This window comes from Collimonas fungivorans Ter331 (assembly GCF_000221045.1).
Taxonomy (GTDB): domain Bacteria; phylum Pseudomonadota; class Gammaproteobacteria; order Burkholderiales; family Burkholderiaceae_D; genus Collimonas; species Collimonas fungivorans_A.
On record NC_015856.1, the window covers coordinates 1,719,183 to 1,741,545 of the forward strand.

Sequence of the window (22,363 nt, forward strand, 5' to 3'; positions counted from 1 at the left end):
AAAATATAACTCCGTTATGACAAAGCCCTACGCGCCATCGCAATCAGGCCGCTGGTCGAACTGTCGTGCGCATTTCCTTGGGGAGCAGGAGCCGCGGTCAGTTCGCCCAGGATGTTGCTGGCCAGGACCTTGCCCAGTTCGACGCCCCACTGGTCGAAGCTGTTGACGTCCCAGATCACGCCCTGGACGAACACCTTGTGTTCATACAAGGCGATCAGCGCCCCGAGGCTGGCCGGCGTCAGCGCTTCCATCAGGATCGTGTTGCTGGGGCGGTTGCCGGGGAAAATGCGGTGCGGCAGCAGGGCGGTGACCTGGTCGGCCGGCATGCCCTTGGCTTGCATTTCCGCCTGCACTTCGTCCGCATGCTTGCCGCGCATCAGCGCTTCCGACTGGGCGAAGCAGTTGGCCAGCAGTGCGGCTTGATGGCCTGGCAACTGGTGGCTGGCATGCAAGGTGGCGATGAAGTCGACCGGCGTGATGTCTGTGCCCTGGTGCAGCAATTGAAAGTAAGCATGCTGGCCATTGGTGCCGACATTGCCCCAGATGATCGGACAAGACTCTGCTTCAAGCGTGCGGCCGTCGAGGCTGACGCGCTTGCCGTTGCTTTCCATTTCCAACTGCTGCAGGTAGGAAGGGAAATTGCCCAGGTCCTGGTGGTAGGGCGCGATCGATACCGAACGGTAATCGAAGAAATTGCGGTACCAGACGCCCAGCAAAGCCAGGATCACCGGCATGTTCTGTTCCAGCGGCGCGTCCTGGAAATGCCGGTCCATGGCGTGGGCGCCGGCCAGGAATTCGCTGAACTGTTCGAAACCGACCGCCAGCGCAACCGGCAGGCCGATCGACGACCATACCGAATAACGGCCGCCGACCCAGTCCCAGAACGGGAACATATTGGCGGCATCGATGCCGAACGCGGTGACGCCTTCGACATTGGTGGAAACGGCAACAAAATGCTTGCGCAGATCGGACTCTTGGGCGCCGGCTGCATTTTGCAAAAACCAGTTGCGCGCGGAATGCGCATTCATCATGGTTTCCGCGGTGGTGAAGGTTTTCGAGGCGATCACGAACAGCGTGGTTTGCGGATCGACTTGCTGCAGCACGGCGTCAAGGTCGTCGCCGTCGACGTTGGACACGAAGTGCAGCTTGAGGTCGGCCCGCTGGTACGGACGCAGCGCCTGGCATACCATCTTGGGGCCGAGGTCGGAGCCGCCGATGCCGATGTTGACGATGTCGCTGATCGGTTTGCCCGTATAACCGAGCCATGTTCCGGAACGAACCGCGGCGCTGAAAGTCTGAACCCTTTCAAGCACCGCGTGGACGTCGGCGCTGACCTGCTGGCCGTCCAGTTCCAGCGCAGGTTGTTGCGGCGCTCGCAAAGCGGTATGCAATACGGCGCGGTTTTCGGTAGTGTTGATTTTTGCGCCGGCAAACATCGCCTGGCGGCGGGGTTCGAGCTGGCGTTCGCGCGCCAGGGCAAACAGGTGGCCCATGGTCTCGGCGGTCACATTGTTTTTTGCATAATCGAGGAACAGGCCGGCTGCCTTGAGAGAGAACTGTTCAAAGCGAGACGGAGAGGCGGCGAACAGCTCGCGCAACGAGGTTTCTTTGATTGCTGCGTAATGTGCATGCAAGGCTTGAAAGCTGGCGGTAGTATTAAGCGCTGGTTGTGACATATCCGGAGTCTTTATTGTCGGTCGGGAATTTATACGACTATACAACAGTTATCGGTAATTTCACTACAAAATATTTTGCAGCATGCTTGTTTAGCGCGGCTTTGCGGTCCGCGCCGGCCAGGCAACCTGTGATTTTCTCCAGATAACGGTCATGGCTTGTCGTATGGCTAAGAGTGTTGCGTCATGGGTAGGCCGAGCTTGCCGTAAAAAGACGGATGAAGGCAGGCAGGGGTGGAAAAAAGGGCGGTAAATTAGCGTTGCCGTATTATTTTGTAGTAAAATTTCAAATTCCTACTGTTTCAAGGATCAAATCATGTCTGTTCAAGCCAGCGTCGCCAAAGTCACCGAACGTATCGTTGCGCGCAGCCAGCCTTATCGTAGCGCTTATCTGGCGCGCCTGGAGCAGGCGCGCCGTCAGGATGTGCAGCGCGGAGCGCTCTCGTGCACCAATCTTGCACACGGTTTCGCCGCATTTCCAACGAATGATAAATTGAGGTTGAAACAGGACAAAAGTTCATCGGTCGCGATCGTATCTTCGTATAACGACATGTTGTCCGCGCACCAGCCGTTCGAGCACTATCCGCAAATCATCAAGGATGCGGTCCACGCGGCCGGCGGCGTCGCCCAGTTTGCCGGCGGTACGCCAGCGATGTGCGATGGCGTGACCCAGGGCCAGCCGGGCATGGAATTGTCCCTGTTCTCGCGCGACGCGATTGCGATGGCGACGGCGATTGCGCTGTCGCACAACATGTTCGATGCCGCGGTCTATCTTGGCATCTGCGACAAGATCGTGCCGGGGCTGCTGATCGGCGCCCTGCATTTCGGCCACCTGCCGGCGGTGTTCATCCCCGGCGGCCCGATGACCAGCGGCATGACCAATAAAGAAAAGGTAAAGATCCGCCAGCTCTACGCTGAAGGAAAAATCGGCCGCGCCGAATTGCTGGAGGCGGAAGCCAAGTCTTACCACAGCGCCGGCACCTGTACTTTCTACGGCACCGCCAACAGCAACCAGATGCTGATGGAAGCGCTGGGCCTGCACCTGCCGGGCTCGGCATTCATCACGCCGAACACGCCGCTGCGCGCGGCCCTGACTGCCGAAGCGGGGCGCCAGGCCTTGAAAATCACCGATCGCGGCGACCAGTACCTGCCGGTCGGCCACGTGGTCAGCGAGAAGAGCATCGTCAACGCTATCGTCACCTTGCTGGCGACCGGCGGTTCCACCAACCATACCCTGCACCTGGTGGCGATCGCCAAGGCTGCCGGCATTGTCATCGACTGGAACGATTTCGATGCGCTGTCTGCCGTGGTGCCGCTGGTCACCCGCATCTATCCGAACGGCGACGCCGACGTCAACCATTTCCACGCTGCCGGCGGCACCGGGTTTGTGATCCGTGAACTGCTGGATGCCGGCCTGATGCATGAAGACGTCAAGACCATCCTTGGCGACAGCCTGCGCGCGCATTGCGCCGAACCTTTCCTGGAAGGTGAATCGGTAGTGTTCAAGCCGGCGCCGGCAGTCAGCGGCGACGATTCGGTGCTGCGCACCGCGACCGCGCCGTTTTCCGCCGATGGCGGCCTGCGGCTGCTGACCGGCAATCTGGGACGTTCGGTCATCAAGATTTCCGCAGTCAAGAAAGAACATTGGGTAGTGCAGGCGCCGGCGCTGGTGTTCCATTCGCAAGAGGCGTTCATGAAAGCGTTCCGCGCCGGTGAACTGGACCGCGATTTTGTCGCGGTACTGAGCCATCAAGGTCCGCGCGCCAACGGTATGCCGGAATTGCATGCATTGACGCCGGCGCTTGGGATTTTGCAGGATGCCGGCCGCCACGTAGCCTTGATCACCGACGGCCGCATGTCAGGCGCCTCAGGCAAGGTGCCGGCGGCGATCCACGTAACGCCGGAAGTCCTGGCCGGCGGTCCGCTGGGCCTGGTGCGCGACGGCGACATGATCCGCATGGATGCCGAGCAGGGTATACTGGAAGCCTTGGTGCCAACCGAAGAATGGGCGCAGCGCCAGCCGCTGACGCTCGACCTGACTGCCAACCACGTCGGCATGGGCCGCGAACTGTTTGCGATGTTCCGCACCACAGTGAGCGCGGCGGAAGAGGGCGCCACCAGCTTCGGTTTGCCGCCTGTCTTGCATGATCAGGAAAGCGCCGAACAACAACCACAGAAAGCCACGATATGACATCCACAAATCTCCTTTACGGCAACCAGCTGCTGGACATCATGCGTGCATCGCCGGTGATCCCGGTGATTGCGATCGACGATATCGAGCATGCGGTGCCACTGGCCAAGGCCCTGGTCGCAGGCGGGATTCGCGTACTCGAAGTGACCCTGCGCACGGCGCATGGCTTGCCTGCCATCCGCGCCATTGCGGAGCAGGTGCCGGGTGCGATTGTCGGCGTCGGCACCTTGACCCAGGCTGACGAGTTTGTCGCCGCGCGCGACGCCGGCGCGGTGTTCGGCGTTTCTCCCGGCTTGACGCCGGCCTTGATCGCCGCCGCCAAATCCAGCGGCCTGCCGCTGTTGCCTGGCGTGATGACGCCATCCGAAGTGATGGCGGCGCGCGAAGCCGGCTTCCGCCAGCTGAAGCTGTTCCCGGCGGTGCCGGCGGGCGGCGTCGGCATGCTGAATGCGATTGCCGGTCCTTTGGGCGACGTCACGTTCTGCCCGACCGGCGGCATTTCGCTGGAAACGGCGCCGGATTTCCTGGCCTGCAAGAACGTTGCCTGCGTCGGCGGTTCCTGGCTGACGCCGAAGGACGTGCTGAAGTCCGGCGACTGGGCGCGCATCACCGCCCTGGCCGCGGCCGCCAGCAAGCTGCGCAAGGCGCTCTGATCTTTTCCCTTCCCGCCATCGCAGTCATGGTTCACCAACCGTGACTGCTGCGGCGACAAGCTGTACTCCCTCCCTCTCTCTCTCTCTCTCTCTCTCTCTCTCTCTCTCTCTCCTGGTTTTTCCTGTCGCTGCGCTAATCCCGGCTAGAAATCCGGCCCTTGGCCGCCAAATGGTATTCATTGTTATAAATTGAATTGCGTATATTGATAGTATTTAACTATATTTCCCATTGGAAATTATCAATATGCAAAGATGTTTTGGAACTCCATAATTTGCCGGCGTATCCCCGCACATGACAAAAACATTGAGGCCAAATCATGAATATATCCAGACAGTTCCCACTCTCGCGCATCGCGGCGCTGGGCTTAGGCGCATTGCTGGCGTCCGGCGTCGGCGCCCAGACCATGACGCGCGACAACGGCTCGCCGATCGGCGATAACCAGAATTCGCAAACCGCCGGCCCGAACGGTCCCGACGTGCTGCAAGACACTCACCTGATTGAAAAGCTGCAGCGCTTCGACCGCGAACGCATTCCGGAACGGGTGGTCCATGCACGCGGCACCGGTGCTGCCGGCGAGTTTGTCTCCGCCGGCAACCTGTCCGAGCTGACGCGCGCCAGCGTGTTTGCCGCAGCCGGCAAGAAGACGCCTGTATTCGTGCGTTTCTCTACCGTGATCCATCCCAGCGGCTCGCCTGAAACACTGCGCGATCCGCGCGGCTTCGCCACCAAGTTCTACACCGACCAAGGCAACTGGGACCTGGTTGGCAATAACCTGCCGATCTTTTTTATCCGCGACGCCATCAAGTTTCCCGACATGGTCCATTCGCTGAAACCGTCGCCGATCACCAATGCGCAGGATCCGAACCGCTTCTTCGACTTTTTCAGCCACCAGCCGGAAAGCACCCACATGCTTACGCGGGTGTATTCCGACCTTGGCATTCCGGCTTCTTACCGCATGATGGATGGCAACGGCGTCCATGCATTCAAGATGGTCAACGCCCAGAACCAGGTCAGCTATGTGAAATTCCACTGGAAGAGCCAGCAAGGCATAAAGAACCTGACCCGCGCCGAAGCGGCCAAGGTGCAAGGCGAAGACTTCAATAACCTGACCGACGACCTCTACGGTGCGATCAAGCGCGGCGAATCTCCGAAATGGGACCTGTACATACAGGTGGTCAAGCCTGAAGACTTGGGCAAATTTCCTTTCAATGCACTGGACGACACCAAGATCTGGCCTGGCATTGCCGAAACCAAGATCGGCACCATGACCTTGAACAAGGTGCCGGAGAACTTCTTCGAAACCACGGAATCGGTCGCCATGGCGCCGTCGCACCTGGTGCCCGGCATCGAGCCGTCGGAAGACCGCATGCTGCAAGGCCGCCTGTTCTCCTATGCGGATACGCAGTTCCATCGCCTGGGCGCAAACAACCAGCACCTGCCGGTCAATCAGCCGCTGACGAAAGTGAATAACTACAACTCCAACGGCGCCGGTACTGCAGTCAATCCGGTTGGAGACGTCAATTACCAGCCTTCGCGCCAGCCCGGCAGCTATGCCGAAGATGCGCAATACAAAGGGGTGCAGACGCCGTTGAGCGGCACTACGCAACAAGCGCGTATCGCCGTCACCGACAACTTCACCCAGGCCGGCGATTTCTATCGCTCGTTGTCGAAACAGGAGCAGGAAAACCTGATCGGCAATCTGGCCAGCGACCTGGTCAAGGTCAGCAACCCGGAAATCAGGCAAACCATGCTCAGCCATTTTTACAAGGCTGACGCCGATTACGGCACCCGCCTGACTGCCGCGGTAAAGGGCAACCTGGCCGACGTCCAGGCGCGGGCTAAAAAGCTCGAGGGTTAATCGGCAGGTTTAACTCGCCGCGTACGACCAGGGCGCCCTGGTCATTTCCCCTTCAAGACGCCGCCAGTTGGCCATGGCGGCGTTTTCGACAAGCTGTCTCCATCTCTGACTTCCCTTGCTTTTTATTGTTATAAAAATCAGATTTATCTGACATTCATACCGTAAATCCTATGCTATCGTGCTCTTCAGACATTCGGGTAATAGCTTTCGCAAATCTCATTACTGGACGTCATCAAGAAAATTGACTATAATGGCAAACGCTCAACAATATGGTGCTGCCTCAACGGCGCCTTTTTGGGTTTCGTGACTCGCGTCAGCGGGTTGTCTCACGCTTCGGCTACGCCGGAGTTTCACCAAAGTCGGGGAATTCCTCGCATTCTTTGCCGCCCCATGCGGCAGTCGGCTTGTTCAATGTCCTCCCCGCGGGAAGACCGGACGAGATCATAAAAAATTGATTTGTATGTCGCGCCGACAGGTTTCGTGTCGTTTCGTGTTTGGCGGTCATGCAATACGCAGCGGAAAAGAAAAACCGTTTGCGCGCCCGCAGGCAAAAAAGCCGGCGTGCCGCACCACGAGTTTTCAGCCGCTGCCTATGCAAGGGAGTAAGCATGACCAATCGCTATCGCAACGCCATGATCGGCGCCGCCGTCACATTGCTGGTGGTGGCCGCCATTGGCTGGTCGATCGGCCCCGCGGTGATCCATCAGTACCAGGGCGACCTGATTTATTACACCGGCCGTCACCTGGTCCTGGTCGGCTGGTCGATGTCGCTGGCGCTGCTGTGCGGCATTCCAGCCGGCATCCTGCTCAGTCGCCCTTACTTTTCGCGCCATGCCGAAAAGTGGATGCAGATCTTCAATATCGGCAACACCATTCCCTCCATGGCGGTGCTGGCGCTGGCGCTGGCCCTGTTCGGCATCGGCGACAAGCCGGCCATCCTCGCCTTGTGGCTGGCTTCGCTGCTGCCCATCGTGCGCAATACCTATGAAGGCTTGAAGCAGGTTTCGCCGGCGATGAAAGAGGCGGCCAAGGGCATCGGCATGAAGCCGCTGCAGGTGTTGTTCCGGGTCGAGCTGCCGAATGCCTTGCCGATCATCGTCGGCGGCGTCCGCACCGCGCTGGCGATCAATGTCGGCACCGCGCCGCTGTCGATCCTGATCGGCGGCGAGAGCCTGGGCGGCCTGATCTTCCCGGGCATCTACCTGAACAACCACGGCCAGCTGCTGCTGGGCGCCACCGCTACCGCGGTGCTGGCGCTGATGCTGGACGCGATCGTCTCGCTGGGCAGCAATGCCTACCTGAGCAAGCGCGGTCTGCTGCGCTGATCGCCATCTATCTGACAAGGAAACAAAATGCATAAATTCCGTATAACGGCCTTGCTGGCTTTCATGCTCAGCCTGCTCGGCACGACGCCGGCCAGCGCGGCCGACCTGGTGGTCGGCGGCAAGAACTTCACCGAGCAATTGATCCTGTCGTCCATGACGCAGCAGTACCTGCGCGCCAAGGGTTACGCGGTCGACCTGAAGAACGGGCTCGGCACCACCATCATGCGCCAGGCGCTGGAAAGCGGCCAGATCGATATCGTCTGGGATTACACCGGCACCGCCCTGGTGGTCTACAACAAGATAGACGAGAAGCTGGACCGGGACCAGTCCTATCAACGGGTCAAGGAACTGGATGCGTCGAGGAAGCTGATCTGGCTGCAGCCATCCGAGCTGAACAATACCTATGCATTGGCGGTGCCGCAGCAACGCGCCGAGGAAGAGGGCCTGAACACCATCGAAGACCTGGCGAACAAGATCAGGCAGGCGCGCCAGCAGGATCCCGATAAAAAATACCTGATGGGGATGGATTTCGAATTTGCCTCGCGGCCGGACGGCCTTGAGCCGCTGCAGGCGCTGTACGGCTTCAGCCTGGACCGCAGCGAAGTCAAGCAGATGGATGCCGGCCTGGTGTACACCGCCTTGCATAACGACCAGCTCAATGTCGGCCTGACCTATTCATCCGACGGCCGGGTGCAGGGCTTCAACCTCAAGCTGCTGGAGGATAACAAGGGCTTCTTCGCTTTTTACAGCGCGGTGCCGGTAGTGCGCAAAGAAATCCTGGACGCCAATCCCAAGCTCGCCGAACAGCTGAACGCGCTGTCGGCCAGGATCGATACCGCCAAGATGACCGAAATGAATAAAAAAGTGGATATCGACCAGTTGCCGATAGCCCAGGTCGCCGCGGATTTCCTGCGCAGCGAAGGCCTGACGCAGTGAATGCTGCAGTGAACGTTTTCCTTAAGGACGCCCCATGAATTTCTTTGACTACCTGTTGAGCGCCTGGCCCGAAATCCTGCATCTCACCATCCAGCACCTGATGCTGGTGGGGATAGCGGTCGGCCTGGCGATCCTGATCGGCGTGCCGCTCGGCATCGTCATGATCCGCCACCGCTGGCTTGCCAGCCCGATGATGGGCCTGGCGACCGTGGTCCTGACCCTGCCGTCGATCGCCTTGTTCGGCCTGATGATCCCGCTGTTCTCCCGCTTCGGCCAGGGACTGGGGCCGCTGCCGGCGATCACCGCGGTCTTCCTGTATTCGCTGTTGCCGATCATGCGCAACACCTACCTGGCGCTGGACGGCATCGACCACGGCATCAAGGAAGCCGGCATCGGCATCGGCATGACTTTCTGGCAGCGCCTGCGGCTGGTCGACCTGCCGTTGTCGGTGCCGGTCATCCTGGGCGGGGTCCGCACCGCCGTGGTCATGAACATCGGCGTGATGGCGGTGGCGGCGATCATCGGCGCCGGCGGCCTCGGCGTCCTGATCCTGCACGCCATCAGCCAGAGCAACATGCAAAAACTCGTCGTCGGCGCGGTAATGATCAGCGTACTCGCGATTGTCGCCGACATGCTGCTGCAAGTCCTGCAGCGGCTGCTTACACCGAAAGGAATGCAAAAATCATGATTCAACTCGACCAGCTCAGTAAAGTATTCACGCAAAATGACGGTAACCAGGTCAAGGCAGTGGACCAGGTTAACCTGACGGTTGCCGAAGGAGAGATCTGCGTATTCCTGGGGCCATCCGGCTGCGGCAAGAGCACTACCTTGAAAATGATCAACCGCCTGATCGCGCCGACTTCCGGCCGCGTGCTGCTGGATGGCGAAGACACCACCGGCCTGGATGAAGTCAGCCTGCGCCGGAAAATCGGCTATGTGATCCAGCAGGTAGGCCTGTTTCCCAACATGACCATCGAAGAAAACATCACCGTGGTGCCGCGGCTGCTAGGCTGGGACAAGAAGCGCTGCCACGAGCGCGCCACCGAACTGATGGCGATGGTGGCGCTCGATCCCAAGCGTTTCCTGAACCGTTATCCGCGCGAGATGTCGGGCGGCCAGCAGCAGCGCATCGGCGTGATCCGGGCGCTGGCGGCCGATCCTCCGGTATTGCTGATGGACGAGCCGTTCGGCGCGGTCGATCCGATCAACCGTGAATCGATCCAGAATGAATTTTTCCAGATGCAGCGCCAGTTGAACAAGACCGTGATCATGGTCAGCCACGACATCGACGAAGCCATCAAGCTGGGCGACAAGATCGCGATTTTCCGCGCCGGCAAGCTGGTGCAGGTGGACCGCCCGGATACCCTGCTGGCGCGTCCCAAGGACGAGTTCGTCGGCTCCTTCGTCGGCCAGGATGCGACCTTGAAACGGCTGCTGCTGGTGCGCGCCGGCGATGCCGCCGCCACTTCGGCGACGGTGCTGGAAGACGCCAGCATGGCGGCCGCGTATGGCGTGATGGACGATAACGACTACCGTTATGTCACCGTCACCAATGCCGCCAACCACGCGCTCGGCTACGTCGCCAGGCGCGACGCGCGCGGCGGGCAGGGCGCTTGCATCGACAAGATGAAGCCGTTTACGGTCAGCGCCGCGCCGGACGAAAACCTGCGCGTGGTGCTGTCCAAGATGTACAAGCACAGCACCAGCTGGATGCCGGTGATCGACCAGGACAACAGCTACCTGGGCGAGGTGACTCAGGATTCGATCGCCGATTATCTGAGCTCCGGCCGCACGCGCGCTTAAGCGCTTAGGGTCCCGGTAGGGAAATACACGGGGTTTACGCCATTGGGCGTAAACCCCGTGTTGCATTTACAATGTACGGCTTTGCCAGCCTCATTTCAAAATCCATGACCAGGTACCCAAGCGATTCCCCCGGAGCTAGCGCATGACGGCTGGCGTGATTGCTTTGGTACTGTGCGCAGCCTTGCTGCACGCGTCCTGGAACGCCATGCTGAAAAGCAGCGGCGACCGTTTATGGGCCATCACCCTGATGACCATCGGCTCCGCGGTGGCGTCGATTCCCATCGTACTCTGGGCGCCGTTGCCGGCGCTTGCCAGCTGGCCTTATATCCTGATGTCGGTGGTGCTGCATGCCGGTTACAACCTCTTTTTGGTGCGCGCTTATCGGGCTGGCGATTTCGGCCAGTCTTATCCGATTGCGCGTGGTTCCTCGCCGTTGCTGGTGTCGCTTGGAGCGGCCTTGTTTGCCGGCGAGCAGTTGGGAATCCTGACCTTGGCCGGGGTGGTGCTGATCTCGGCCGGCATCATCAGCCTGGCGCAAATCAAATTCAGGCGCGGCAGCAGTGTGGCCGGCAGCCGCCAGTGGGATGCGCCGCTGTCGGCGTTTACCACCGGTGTGTTCATTGCCGGTTATACCATCGTCGACGGCCTCGGTTCGCGCCTGGCCGGCAGCGCCGCATCCTATGCCGGCTGGATGTTCCTGCTGGACGGCTTGCCCTTGTTGATGATTTACCTGTCGATGCACGGCAGCCTGCGAATTGCCTTGCGCGAGCGTGCTACCTGGAATGCGCTGGGCGGCGGTGCGATGTCGCTGCTGGCCTACGGCATCGTGATCTGGGCGATTACGCTGGCGCCTATGGGGCCGGTGTCGGCCTTGCGTGAAACGTCCGTGCTGTTTGCGGCGCTGATCGCCCGCATGTTCCTGGGCGAGGCGCTGACCTTGCGCAGGCTGTTGTCATGCGCGGTGATTGCGCTGGGCGCTGTGATGCTGGGGTGGTCGGCTTGAATTGACGTTGGCGATGAGCCAATAAAAAAGGCCGCTGGAAATTTCCAGCGGCCTTTTGTTTATTGCGGAGATTGCGAGGCGATCATCAAGATCGCCCGGCTTGCCGACTGCTGCTTAGCGGTCGCCAAACGAGCGACGGGCGCCGCTGTCGTTCGAACGGTTGCCTTTGTAGCCGCCGCCACCGCCGTCTTTGCGTGGTGCGCCTGGCTTGCTGAAAGTACGGCCGCCTGGTTTAGCAGGGCCGCCACGGTTGTCGCCTGGTTTCCAGCCGCCTGGTTTGTGGTTCGAGCGCGGAGCCGAAGCCGAACGCTTTGGTTCGAAACCTTCAACCACATCGACCGGGATCAGTTGCTTGGTGAAACGTTCGATACGCTTGACGTTGACGCCTTCAGCGTGGTTCACCAGCGATACGGCAACGCCGTTACGGCCGGCACGGCCGGTACGGCCGATGCGGTGGACGTAGTCTTCCGGGAATTTCGGCAGATCGTAGTTGAAGACGTGGGTGATGGCAGGAACGTCGATACCGCGAGCGGCGACGTCGGTAGCAACCAGCACACGGACTTGACCGCGACGCAGGCTGTCCAGGGTGCGGTTACGCGCGCCTTGGTGCATGTCGCCATGCAGGGCGGCAGCAGCGAAACCGGCGATGTTCAGGCGGTCGGCGATCGTGTCGGCATCACGCTTGGTAGCAGTGAAAACAACTGCCTGGTCCATGGTGACGTCACGCAGCAGGTGGTCCAGCAGGCGATTCTTGTGCGACAGGTCGTCGACGAAGTGAACCTTCTGTTGGATGTTTTCGTGCTTGGTGGCCGAGCCGGCGATCTGGATGATCATCGGGTTCTTGGTGATGCGTTTTGCCATGTTGCCGACGACGCCGTCCAGCGTAGCCGAGAACAGCATGGTTTGACGCGACTCAGGCGTAGCGTCAACGATTTTTTCGATATCGTCGATGAAACCCATGTCCAGCATGCGGTCAGCTTCGTCCAGCACCAGGATCTGCAGTTGCGAGAAATCGATCTTGCCCGATTCCATGTGGTCGATCAGACGGCCAGGCGTGGCCACCAGGATTTCCGGGTTCTTGGCCAGCAATTGCATCTGCTTTGGATAAGGCATGCCGCCCAGGATCGAGATCGCCTTGACGCGCTTCATGTGCGAACCGTACTTGTCGGTTGCGGTTGTTACTTGCAAAGCCAGTTCGCGGGTCGGTGTCAAGACCAGCATCTTTGGCTGTGCCGGCTTGAAGCGTGGACGCTCGCCGCGTGAACGGGAGGCTTGCATTTCTTGATTCGGGGTTTTGCCTGCGGCAGCCGGAGCAACTTGTTGCTCGGAGGCGAATTTGTGCAGCGCAGGCAGCATGAATGCTGCGGTCTTGCCGGAGCCGGTTTGCGAGGAAACCAGCAGGTCACGGCCTTCGATGGCAGCAGGGATGGCTTGTTCTTGAACGCCTGTCGGTTTTGTGTAGCCAGCTTCGGTCAGTGCTTTGATAACGGACGTGTGGAGGCCTAGTGATTCAAAAGTCATTTTTTTCTTTCGTAAAGTGCAGCGTCATGAACTACAGACAATCGCTATGCGATGAATGCAGCGAACGCAAAAAAGCAACGCCAACCAACGAAATGACTAAGAAACAAATACAAAGAAATTTCGGCACAAAAGCTTTGCGCCGGGACGGTGTCAGGATCGACACACAAGGCGGGAGGGCTTTTACAATGCGATGTCCCAATTTGAGGCCAGGACACGCTTAGGCTTGCGCAGCTACTTATTGTTTTTTACAGCGTTGCCGGATCGGGATCAGGCAACTTGCTGTCTGCGTTCGTTATTGCAACGCAGCACAGAATAATACAATACTTTTACAATCGATGCACCTTATTCATGCGATTGCCGCAAATTAGCCCTGGTTTGCAGCAGCAACGTTGTTTGTGGCGCATTTTTAATGCATAACGCATTAATATATAGATAACTATTTTCAATTCGGCAATCAAGCAGCTTAGGGCGCCGCAAAAAAAGCGCCCAGCTATGCCGGGCGTTTTTAACAATACCGCAACTGCGCGCCGGATTATTCGGCGATGCCGCCCACCACATGCGAGAAACCGCCGTCGACATAGGTGATTTCACCGGTAATGCCGCTGGACAGGTCCGACAGCAGGAATGCGGCGGCATTGCCGACGTCTTCCACCGTCACATTGCGGCGCAACGGCGCGTGCTCGGCGACAAAACCCAGGATCTTGCCGAAACCCTTGATGCCGCTGGCGGCCAGGGTCTTGATCGGCCCGGCCGAAATGCCGTTCACGCGTATGCCCTTGGGACCCAGCGAACCCGCCAGGTAACGCACGCTGGCTTCCAGCGACGCCTTGGCCAGGCCCATCGTGTTGTAGTTGGGGACCACGCGTTCCGAACCCAGGTAGGTCAGCGTCAGCAGCGCCGAATTCGGGCGCAGCATCGGCAGCGCTGCTTTTGCCATCGCCGGGAAGCTGTAGGCCGAAATATCGTGCGCGATCTTGAATCCTTCGCGCGACAAGCCGTCGAGGAAATCGCCGGCGATCGCATCGGCAGGAGCGAAGCCGATGGCGTGCACCAGGCCGTCCAGGTGCTCCCAGGATTTGCCGAGGTCGGCAAACAGGGCGTTGATTTGCTCGTCGCTGCCGACGTCGCAGTCAAAAATCAGTTCGCTGTCGAATTCCTTGGCGAAATTGGTGATGCGCTCCTTGAAGCGCTCGCCTACATAGGTGAATGCCAGCTCGGCGCCTTCGCGCTTGCAAGCTTGGGCAATGCCGTAAGCGATCGAACGGTTGGATAGCAAGCCGGTGATCAGGATTTTTTTGCCTTGCAGGAATGCCATATTGACTCCAGATGTGCGCGCCATTGATGCCGCTGGCGCTGGGTGTGATTCTTGTTGAACAGGGCAAGATTGTAGGGGTTAGCCGCGCTCACGGCAACTCTGGCAGTTTTACCAGCAGCCATGCATTTTTGATATCGGATCCGGATTTGAAAAAAGACCCATGCGCACGAGGCGGCTGGGTCTTTCTGATCCGGCGTTGCAGAAAAAATCAGCCGCGCGCGCCGCGGGAAGAGGCCAGGACCACCGGTTTGGTGTTCTTTTTAGCCGCTACCTTGTTCTTGCTGCTGCGGCTGGTGCTTGCGGTTGCCTTGTGGTAACGCACGTTGCCGGCTTTCTTGCTGCCGGAGTTCGACGCCACCATCCGGTTCGGCACTTGCAGCTGCAGGCTTTGGCCGCGGCTGACGCCGTCGCGGTGCAAGCCGTTCCAGGCTTTCACTTGCGCCACGCTGACGCGATAGCGCGAGGCGATCGAAGCCAGGGTATCGCGCTTGCCGACCTTGACGTAGATGCGGCGGGTTTCGGGAGCGTCCGGGGTCACTGCCATGGTGGCGTTGTCAGCCACTTCGGCCGTGATGTCGCTGCTGGAAGCTTCGGTTTTCGGCACCAGGATAGTGGAGCCGGCCTTGAGCAGCATGCGCGGCGGAATGTGGTTGACTTCGCGGATGATGGCCGGCGTAGTGTCGAAGCGGGCGGCGATGGTTTCAATCCGCTCGCGGGCGCTGCTGACGGTATGCGAGGTCCAGGAAGACAGCGTCTGGGTCCATTTGGTCAGGTTGTTCTTGAATTTCTCTGCATTGCTTTCCGGCAGCAGGATCTTGGTGTCGCTGCTGCCGATGATCACCGGGCGGTTGAATTGCGGGTTCAGGGCCTTGAATTCATCCAGCGACAGTTCCGCCAGCTGGGCCGCTACCTTGACGTCGATATCGCGGGTCTTGCCGATGGTGACGAAGTAAGGCTGGTTGTCCACCTTGGGCAGCGCGATGTTGTACATCTCCGGCGCTGCAATGATGTTCTTGACGGCTTGCAGCTTGGGAACGTAATTGCGGGTTTCCGCCGGCATCAGCGGCGCCAGGCTGTTGAAGTCGATCGGCAGGCCGGCGGCCTGGTTCTTGTTGATGGCGCGCTGCACCGAGCCTTCGCCCCAATTATAGGCGGCCAGCGCCAGCTGCCAGTCGCCGAACATGCCGTACAGCTTTTGCAGGTAAGTCAGCGCGGCGTCGGTAGAGGCCAGGACGTCGCGCCGGTCATCCTTGAACATGTTCTGCTTGAGATTGTAGTCGCGCCCGGTAGCCGGCACGAACTGCCACATGCCGGCAGCCTTGGCGCTGGAATAGGCTTGCGGATTGAACGCCGATTCGATGAACGGCAGCAAAGCCAGCTCAGTCGGCATGCCGCGTTTTTCCAGTTCCTGCACTACGTGGAACAGGTAGCGCGAGGCGCGCACCGTAGTGCGTTCGAAATATTCCGGGCGGGCGCTGTAAAAATCGGTCTGGCTGACTACCTGCTGGTTGTCCAGGTCAGGGATGCCGAAACCCTTGCGGATGCGCGCCCAGATATCGACCTGTTCCATGCCGAGCATGCCGGCGCTGGGGTCGTTCGGGTCGATCAGGCTGAAAGTGGGGGTATAGATGGAAATGTCGTTGGCCTGGGCCAAGAGCGGAGTGCCGAAAAAAGCGAGCGCGGCAAAAGCGAAAGTCTTGAGTTTTAGCTGGTACATGGGTTCAATTTATGTGACCGGGATGTAATCAACCGGTAATAATGGATTAGACGCAGTGTACGTAAGGCGGTTTTCTCCCGTCAAGCAAAAATTGCACTGTTACAAGCGATAAGTGATTGATTTATCAGGTATTACTTTTAATAAATCGATATGCGGAGACTATCTAACCAACAATCACAATAAATGACGTTAATAGGTCTCCCGGCCAGCCGGATCACTTGAAATTGTTTTTCCATTCGCGCAGGGCGGCGAATGCCTCCACCGGATCGGATTGCCGGCCGTCGATGCGGCCGCTGGCCTGCAGGCTGGCGACAATGGCCGGCTGCCGGTAACGCAGGAAGGGGTTGGTGGCGATTTCCAAGGCGATAGTCGACGGCACGGTGGCTTGCTGGCGCGCGCGTTTGGCCTGTTCGCTGGCCATGCGGGCGACCAGGTCCGGATTGTCCGGTTCCACCGCCAGCGCAAAGCGCAGGTTGGCGACGGTGTATTCGTGGGCGCAATACACCTGGGTGTCTCCCGGCAAGCTGCTCAGCTTGCCCAGCGAATCGACCATCTGCGCCGGGCTGCCTTCGAACAGGCGGCCGCAGCCGCCGGCAAACAGCGTGTCGCCGCAAAACAGCCAGGGCTGGCCATGCGCCACATAGGCAATGTGGCCGCTGGTGTGGCCCGGCACTTCCAGCACCGACAAGGTCACCCCCAGTTGCGGGACGACGGCGGTATCGCCTTCGCTGAGTTTCTGGCTGACGCCGGCGATGTCTTCGCCGGCAGGGCCGAATACCGGGATGTCGAAGTGCCGCAGCAAAGTTTGTACGCCGCCGACATGGTCAGCATGGTGATGTGTCAGTAAAATAGCGACAAGTATCAGGTCGTGGGCAGCAAGCGCGGCCAGGATCGGCTGGGCATCGCCGGGATCGACCACCGCCGCATGGCGGCCATCGTGAATCAGCCAGAGATAATTGTCGTTGAATGCCGGCACCGCCAATACGCTTAACGACTTATTTAATGGTTCTCTCATTGATTTATCAATTAAGGCAGGCATGGCAAATCCGTCGTCAGAAAAGTCCATTATAGCGCTCGGCCCCTGGCTGCAGACGCCCACCGGCAGTTACATGCTGGAGTGGGAGCAGGCGCGCCTGGACGCGATGACGGCGGATATCTTCGGCTTCAACGCGATGCAGATCGGCGTGCCGCAAATCAAGTCCCTGCAAGCGAACCGCATGCGCCACAAATGGCTGACGGACAGCCGCCTGCCGGCAGCGGGCGAAGCGCAATCCGGCGTGGTGGTGACCCACGATTTCGCCGAACTGCCGTTCGCCTCGCAAAGCCTGGACCTGGTGGTGTTGCCGCATGTGCTCGAGTTCGCCGCCGAGCCGCACCAGATCTTGCGCGAGGTCGAACGGGTGCTGATTCCGGAAGGGCAGGTTATCATCACCGGTTTTAATCCGGCCAGCTTGTGGGGCATCAGGCAAACCGCAGGCCGCATGTCGGGCGTGCATTTCCTGCCGCAGAACGCCGAATTCATCAGCCTGCTGCGCCTGAAAGACTGGCTGAAGCTGCTGAACATGGAAGTCAACCGCGGCCACTTCGGCTGCTACGCGCCGCCGTATACCAGCAGCAAATGGCTGCATCGCTTCGCCTTCATGGAAAAGGCCGGCAACCGCTGGTGGCCGTATTTCGGCGCGGTATATATCGTGCAGGCGATCAAGCGGGTGAAGGGCATGCACCTGGTCGGCCCGGCTTTCAGCAAACAGGTGATCAAGGCAGCGCGCGGCGTGCCGGCCACCAACAAGATACACAAGACGGACCGCAACGGCGCTGAGTAGTCAGGGCAGCGGTCTCAAATATAACAAGCAGCGAAAGACAGTATGGACAAAGTAGAGATATATGCCGATGGCGCCTGCAAGGGCAATCCCGGCACCGGCGGCTGGGGTGCGCTATTGGTGGCGGATGGCAAGGAAAAGGAATTGTTTGGCGGCGAACGCAATACGACCAATAACCGGATGGAGCTGAAAGCGGTGATCGAGGCCTTGACCGCCCTGACTCGTCCCTGCGAGGTGACGGTGTATACCGACAGCCAGTATGTGCAAAAAGGGATCAGCGAATGGATCCACGGCTGGAAAGCGCGCGGCTGGAAAACCGCAGCGCGCGAACCCGTGAAAAACGTCGACCTGTGGCAGGCGCTGGACGCCGCGCAGGCCCAGCACAAGATCGAATGGAAATGGGTCAGGGGCCATGCCGGCCACGTCGGCAACGAGCGCGCCGACCAGCTCGCCAACCGCGGCGTGACCACGGTTGTATAACACCGCCACGGCCGCATTGGCTGAGGCGCGCTACTATTAACATATGTTTGTATTGAAGATTAAGTGACCATGCGACAAATTGTTCTGGATACCGAAACCACCGGCCTCAACCCGCGCACCGGCGACCGCGTCATCGAAATCGGTTGCGTCGAGTTGCTGAACCGGCGCTTGACCGGCAATAATTTCCATCGCTACATCAACCCCGAGCGCGATTCGGAAGAAGGCGCGCTGGCAGTCCACGGCTTGACCACTGCTTTCCTCAGTGACAAACCGAAGTTCGCCGAAATATTCGACGAGCTGCGCGAATACACGCGCGGCGCCCAGGTCATCATCCACAACGCGCCGTTCGACCTGGGATTCCTCGACGCTGAATACAAGCTGCTAGGCAAGGGCACATTTTCCGGCGATGTCGCCGGCGTCATCGACACCCTGGTGCAAGCCAAGGAAATGTATCCCGGCAAACGCAACTCGCTGGACGCCCTGTGCGACCGCTACGGCATCTCCAACGCCCACCGCACCTTGCACGGCGCATTGCTTGACTCCGAACTGCTGGCCGAGGTGTACCTGGCAATGACGCGCGGCCAGAACAGTTTCAGCATCGACCTGGGAGCAGGGCATGGCGATGCGGACGGCGGCGGTGCGGCGCTGGAGCTGCTGCCGCTGGCGGGGATCGTGGTGCGCACCGCGAATGCGGAAGAACTGGCCGAGCATGAGCTGGTGCTAAATGGTTTGGACAAGGACGCTAAAGGCGCCTGCATATGGCGCCAGCCGGCGGTGGATGCCGCTGAAAATCCGCCGCAAAACTGATCTTGCAAAAAATTCACACAAGACACTAGCCACGAACCGGATTTGCCATTATAATTTCGCTTCTTTAGGCGCGTAGCTCAGCTGGTTAGAGCACTACCTTGACATGGTAGGGGTCGTTGGTTCGAGTCCAATCGTGCCTACCAGTATTCTCAACGTTTGCGGGGATGCTGGGACAAATTTGGGGCAATTTCGAATTTGTTTGTAAGTGAATATCAGTGGAATGGAAGCGCAGTATGGCTTCCATTTTTGCTTTCTCCCTCCCGCGATCTGCGGAATCAATCCACTTAGCGTACACAGTAAAAAGCATCTTGGCATTGGCATGTCCCATCTGCCGGCTGATGTAGGTCGGGTTCACGCTGGCCATTAAGGCGGTTGTCGCATATGTATGCCGGGTTTGGTAGGCACGGCGCATCCGAATCCCCAGGGGCTTCAGTGTTGGCCTCCAATAATGGTCGCGCTGGCTGCGTTCGTCGTGCCATGGGCGAAGCGTGACAGGATTTTCAAATATTTCATCCGACTTCAGGAACGTAAAGGCTTTTTGCGCTTGCAGAACGGCGATTACTCGTTCAACCAGGTCGACGTCGCGGATTTCATGAGTCTTGAGGCTCTTGAGCTGTCCCTTGAACGTCCGAGCCCGCTCAACGCGCGCGGTGCCATGATTCCAATCGACGTTGCCCCAACGCAATGCAATTAGTTCTTTATGGCGCATGCCGGTCATAAAAGCAAACTCGAAATAGTTCGCTATCCGCAGGTCGTAGTGCTCCCGCATATGAGAAAGAATCCATTCCATCTCTTCTGTCGACAGAGGGTCCGGCACGGCCTTTTGGTGCTTTCCGTTCTCGATGCCTTGCATCGGATTGACCAAGTCGCTGATCTCGCGTCCGGCAAGCGCAAAAACACCTCTGAGCGGGATTAGGTAGTTATTACAAAGCTTGGCGCTTGGCCAAGGGTGAGAGCCCACCACCGCTGCGATTTTGCCGTAGCTGAGCGACTCGATCGCGCTGTCGGCGCCGAGTTTGCTTTGCCAAAACTTTAGTGCTAGCGAATACTGGGAGAGCGTGGCGGCAGCTAGCCGCCCCTTGGTCTGAAGCCACAGATTGCACATTTCTTCAAGTGTCCGTACAGCGGAGCCCATTTTTCCGGCATTGGGTGAATTCGAAAAAAACTCGCCATAGACAAAACTACCGAGCTCCATCTTGCGTTTGATTTGCTCGACCATTCGCTCAGCGAATTTGATATTCGGAGCGGTTGGTTTCAGGTCCAGCGTTTCCCGGCAACGAACCCCGCGCCAGGTAAATGACACCCGAATAGCTGATTCACGAATCTCTATACCGCTGCCTTTACGCCCTTTACCCATTTGTAATACTCCTGCATATTCATTGTTACGTGGCCATCCGGCGCGCGCCGATGATGTGTGCCCTCGATCCAGACGCCATCCTCGATTTTTCGCCTGACAGCCTTATCTCTGTAACCGGTCAGTGACGAAAAAACATGGATAAGCACCCATCTTACCTGTACAGCGGGGCTGTCCATCATTTCACCCAGCCTTTCAATTGGCGGAGGCTGGTGTTTGCATTTCTGCAAAGAAATTGTTGTTCTTTCATGCTACGATTCCTCCTAAAAACAGGGGGAATGAATGGTTCAAGCGTCCAAACAAAATACGGCTAAAACAGCGGAAAAGGCCGATTGGGAAGGTCGGTACCTGGAAAACCATCGCATCGAAACGTTTAAATCGACTATTTCGCTTTCTACTGAGATCATTAAATACTTGACTTTGCTGAATGGCGGAGCTGTGGCCGGCATGCTGACGACGCTCGATAAGCTCACCAAGATTTTGTCGGTCGGCACAATTCGCTGGGCTGTGGCGTGTTTTGTTGTTGGGCTCGTATTTAATGGCTTCGGGGTATTTGCGCTTTATTTCTCTCAGACGGTCGCGTACAAGGAGTTTTCCATGAGACCAGATAGGCCGAGTCAGCGCAGACAATTGATAGGAGCAGCTATGTTTCAAGTGTTTAGTTTGATGTTTTTTTGCTTTGGAGCGCTCATATCCGTGGAAGGCCTTCAGACATAGCGTTAGCCAATCTTTTGATTCGATTCTTGCCGATGTGATAAAGGGCCTTCAGACAATAACGAGGATGCAGGATGAAACTTATCGAAAGGTTTTGCTGGGTGTTTTTTGCTGCATGCGCTCTTGTCGAATGCCACTGGGTGCTTCATTACGGCATTAAAGCTGCGGGATGGAAGGAACCTGACGCTAACGGATGGGCGTCTTGGGTGCAGGCTGTCGGGTCGATTTTTGCAATAGCTGGTGCATGCGGCATTGCTATCTATCAGCGATTTGACGAAAGACGAGTGCGCGCAGAAGAGCAAACTCGATCCGATATGATCGCTGCTAGGATTTGTCATAAAGTAGCTACAGATGCTTGTCTCGTCCTCTATAACATTGCAAAAAAATTTGAAGAGCGGCTTGTCGATGCCTCTATACATATAGGTGCAGAGCGGATTGAAGATGTTCAATTTTCTCTTCGTACATTGGCACGCAAAGAGCTCGCCGCCGATCTTTATTCCCTTTTGCTGGAGCTGCAACGAGAGGTCGCCTACACACTTACTGATGTTCGCCGCGAAAGCCCATTGGATCCAGACACGCATGCCGAGGTATGCAGAAAATCCAGGGCACGGCATAAGAAAGGGAAAATCATTAGGGACGCCATTGGTAAAATCGCGGCCGAGTATGGGGTTTCGAGCATATAAAAAATATGGATGGTAGTTTATTGATCTGCTTCTAGAATTATTAAAGAAACTGGCGTCCCGGTCCTCAACGTACCCTATGTGCTCGGTCGGATAATTATTGTGTGAAGAGAGCATGGTTAGATGTCCAATTCTTCGATAACCATGTCGCGGGCGATAGCGCAGAGATCAGCCAAGGATAAGCCATTTTTTGCTTCCTTTGTCAGCGGTAGAGGTGATGGTTTGGCATTCATGCTGCACCGCCTTTCGTGAGATGCTTTCCTTCTTCCCGCACTAAAGAAAGCAGCTCCTTCAGCTCTTCAGCGAGGCCTCGGGCAAGCCAAAGAACATTCTCTTGAATGTCGTCGTTATAGTTTCTGAAGGAAGTGGTAGCGTCGCCTATTGTTAGAAGGAGGAGGGCAGACAGTTGCGCCAGTACATCCGGAGGGCTACTTTCTCCAGAAATGGACGCAGCTGTTAAGCAATTGATTCGGAGTCAGAAGAGGATGCCGCAACAGCTCGGGCGGCTCAGG

18 protein-coding genes, 1 tRNA gene and 1 pseudogene are annotated in these 22,363 nt (G+C 58.2%); 14 read left to right on the forward strand and 6 right to left on the reverse strand.

The window, feature by feature from the left end:
• Positions 1-14: 14 nt before the first annotated feature.
• A complete protein-coding gene (pgi, locus tag CFU_RS07455) occupies positions 15-1,676 on the reverse strand; it encodes a glucose-6-phosphate isomerase (RefSeq protein WP_041741463.1) in 1,662 nt (553 codons plus the stop codon).
• A 313-nt stretch (positions 1,677-1,989) separates the two neighbouring features.
• Here pgi and edd point away from each other — a divergent pair, with 313 nt between their 5' ends.
• The 8 genes from edd (at position 1,990) to CFU_RS07495 (ending at position 11,443) form a co-directional block, all read left to right on the forward strand.
• Positions 1,990-3,864 carry a phosphogluconate dehydratase gene (edd, locus tag CFU_RS07460; protein WP_014005440.1) on the forward strand — a complete coding sequence of 625 codons (1,875 nt, stop codon included), beginning with the start codon at positions 1,990-1,992 and terminating at the stop codon, positions 3,862-3,864.
• Positions 3,861-4,517 carry a bifunctional 4-hydroxy-2-oxoglutarate aldolase/2-dehydro-3-deoxy-phosphogluconate aldolase gene (locus tag CFU_RS07465; RefSeq protein WP_050808507.1) on the forward strand — a complete coding sequence of 219 codons (657 nt, stop codon included), beginning with the start codon at positions 3,861-3,863 and terminating at the stop codon, positions 4,515-4,517. The genes edd and CFU_RS07465 overlap by 4 nt, the downstream gene beginning before the upstream one ends.
• A gap of 317 nt (positions 4,518-4,834) precedes the next feature.
• On the forward strand, positions 4,835-6,376 hold the full coding sequence (locus CFU_RS07470) for a catalase (RefSeq protein ID WP_014005442.1): 1,542 nt from the start codon (positions 4,835-4,837) through the stop codon (positions 6,374-6,376).
• A 632-nt stretch (positions 6,377-7,008) separates the two neighbouring features.
• Positions 7,009-7,701: an ABC transporter permease gene (locus CFU_RS07475; RefSeq protein WP_041743106.1), complete on the forward strand. Its 693-nt coding sequence runs from the start codon at positions 7,009-7,011 to the stop codon at positions 7,699-7,701.
• A gap of 27 nt (positions 7,702-7,728) precedes the next feature.
• Positions 7,729-8,637, forward strand: coding sequence for a glycine betaine ABC transporter substrate-binding protein (locus CFU_RS07480; protein ID WP_014005444.1), 909 nt, complete (start codon positions 7,729-7,731; stop codon positions 8,635-8,637).
• Between the two features lie 34 nt (positions 8,638-8,671).
• Positions 8,672-9,325: an ABC transporter permease gene (locus CFU_RS07485; protein ID WP_014005445.1), complete on the forward strand. Its 654-nt coding sequence runs from the start codon at positions 8,672-8,674 to the stop codon at positions 9,323-9,325.
• A complete protein-coding gene (locus tag CFU_RS07490) occupies positions 9,322-10,440 on the forward strand; it encodes an ABC transporter ATP-binding protein (RefSeq protein ID WP_014005446.1) in 1,119 nt (372 codons plus the stop codon). The genes CFU_RS07485 and CFU_RS07490 overlap by 4 nt, the downstream gene beginning before the upstream one ends.
• 142 nt (positions 10,441-10,582) lie before the next feature.
• The gene (locus tag CFU_RS07495) at positions 10,583-11,443 is read left to right on the forward strand and encodes a DMT family transporter (RefSeq protein ID WP_014005447.1); all 861 of its coding nucleotides are present in this window, start codon (positions 10,583-10,585) and stop codon (positions 11,441-11,443) included.
• Between the two features lie 114 nt (positions 11,444-11,557).
• Here CFU_RS07495 and CFU_RS07500 read toward each other — a convergent pair whose 3' ends face one another.
• From CFU_RS07500 to gloB, 4 genes are all read right to left on the reverse strand, one after another.
• Positions 11,558-12,964 (reverse strand): DEAD/DEAH box helicase, encoded by a 1,407-nt coding sequence (locus CFU_RS07500; protein WP_014005448.1) that lies wholly within the window; start codon positions 12,962-12,964, stop codon positions 11,558-11,560.
• A gap of 532 nt (positions 12,965-13,496) precedes the next feature.
• Positions 13,497-14,279, reverse strand: coding sequence for an enoyl-ACP reductase FabI (gene fabI / locus CFU_RS07505; RefSeq protein WP_041741465.1), 783 nt, complete (start codon positions 14,277-14,279; stop codon positions 13,497-13,499).
• Positions 14,280-14,487: 208 nt separating this feature from the next.
• The gene (locus CFU_RS07510; protein WP_014005450.1) at positions 14,488-15,996 is read right to left on the reverse strand and encodes a transglycosylase SLT domain-containing protein; all 1,509 of its coding nucleotides are present in this window, start codon (positions 15,994-15,996) and stop codon (positions 14,488-14,490) included.
• A gap of 214 nt (positions 15,997-16,210) precedes the next feature.
• Positions 16,211-17,011, reverse strand: a complete 801-nt coding sequence (gloB, locus tag CFU_RS07515; RefSeq protein ID WP_014005451.1) for a hydroxyacylglutathione hydrolase — start codon at positions 17,009-17,011, stop codon at positions 16,211-16,213.
• Between the two features lie 22 nt (positions 17,012-17,033).
• Between gloB and CFU_RS07520 the strand changes: the two genes are divergently transcribed.
• The 4 genes from CFU_RS07520 to CFU_RS07535 all read left to right on the forward strand — a co-directional run bounded on the left by CFU_RS07520 (position 17,034) and on the right by CFU_RS07535 (position 19,246).
• Positions 17,034-17,819 (forward strand): class I SAM-dependent methyltransferase, encoded by a 786-nt coding sequence (locus CFU_RS07520; RefSeq protein ID WP_041741466.1) that lies wholly within the window; start codon positions 17,034-17,036, stop codon positions 17,817-17,819.
• A 42-nt stretch (positions 17,820-17,861) separates the two neighbouring features.
• Positions 17,862-18,296 (forward strand): ribonuclease HI, encoded by a 435-nt coding sequence (gene rnhA / locus CFU_RS07525; protein WP_014005453.1) that lies wholly within the window; start codon positions 17,862-17,864, stop codon positions 18,294-18,296.
• 69 nt (positions 18,297-18,365) lie between these two features.
• The gene (gene dnaQ / locus CFU_RS07530; RefSeq protein ID WP_041741468.1) at positions 18,366-19,103 is read left to right on the forward strand and encodes a DNA polymerase III subunit epsilon; all 738 of its coding nucleotides are present in this window, start codon (positions 18,366-18,368) and stop codon (positions 19,101-19,103) included.
• 66 nt (positions 19,104-19,169) lie between these two features.
• Positions 19,170-19,246, forward strand: a tRNA-Val gene (locus tag CFU_RS07535).
• Positions 19,247-19,446: 200 nt separating this feature from the next.
• On the opposite strand, the pseudogene CFU_RS25525 reads toward CFU_RS07535, so the two are convergent.
• Positions 19,447-20,460 (reverse strand): annotated as a pseudogene (locus CFU_RS25525) (Arm DNA-binding domain-containing protein); the annotation flags it as partial.
• A gap of 279 nt (positions 20,461-20,739) precedes the next feature.
• Between CFU_RS25525 and CFU_RS07555 the strand changes: the two are divergent.
• Positions 20,740-21,174, forward strand: a complete 435-nt coding sequence (locus CFU_RS07555; RefSeq protein WP_041741472.1) for a hypothetical protein — start codon at positions 20,740-20,742, stop codon at positions 21,172-21,174.
• Positions 21,175-21,245: 71 nt separating this feature from the next.
• A complete protein-coding gene (locus CFU_RS07560) occupies positions 21,246-21,854 on the forward strand; it encodes a hypothetical protein (protein WP_041741473.1) in 609 nt (202 codons plus the stop codon).
• The last annotated feature ends 509 nt before the right edge of the window (positions 21,855-22,363 follow it).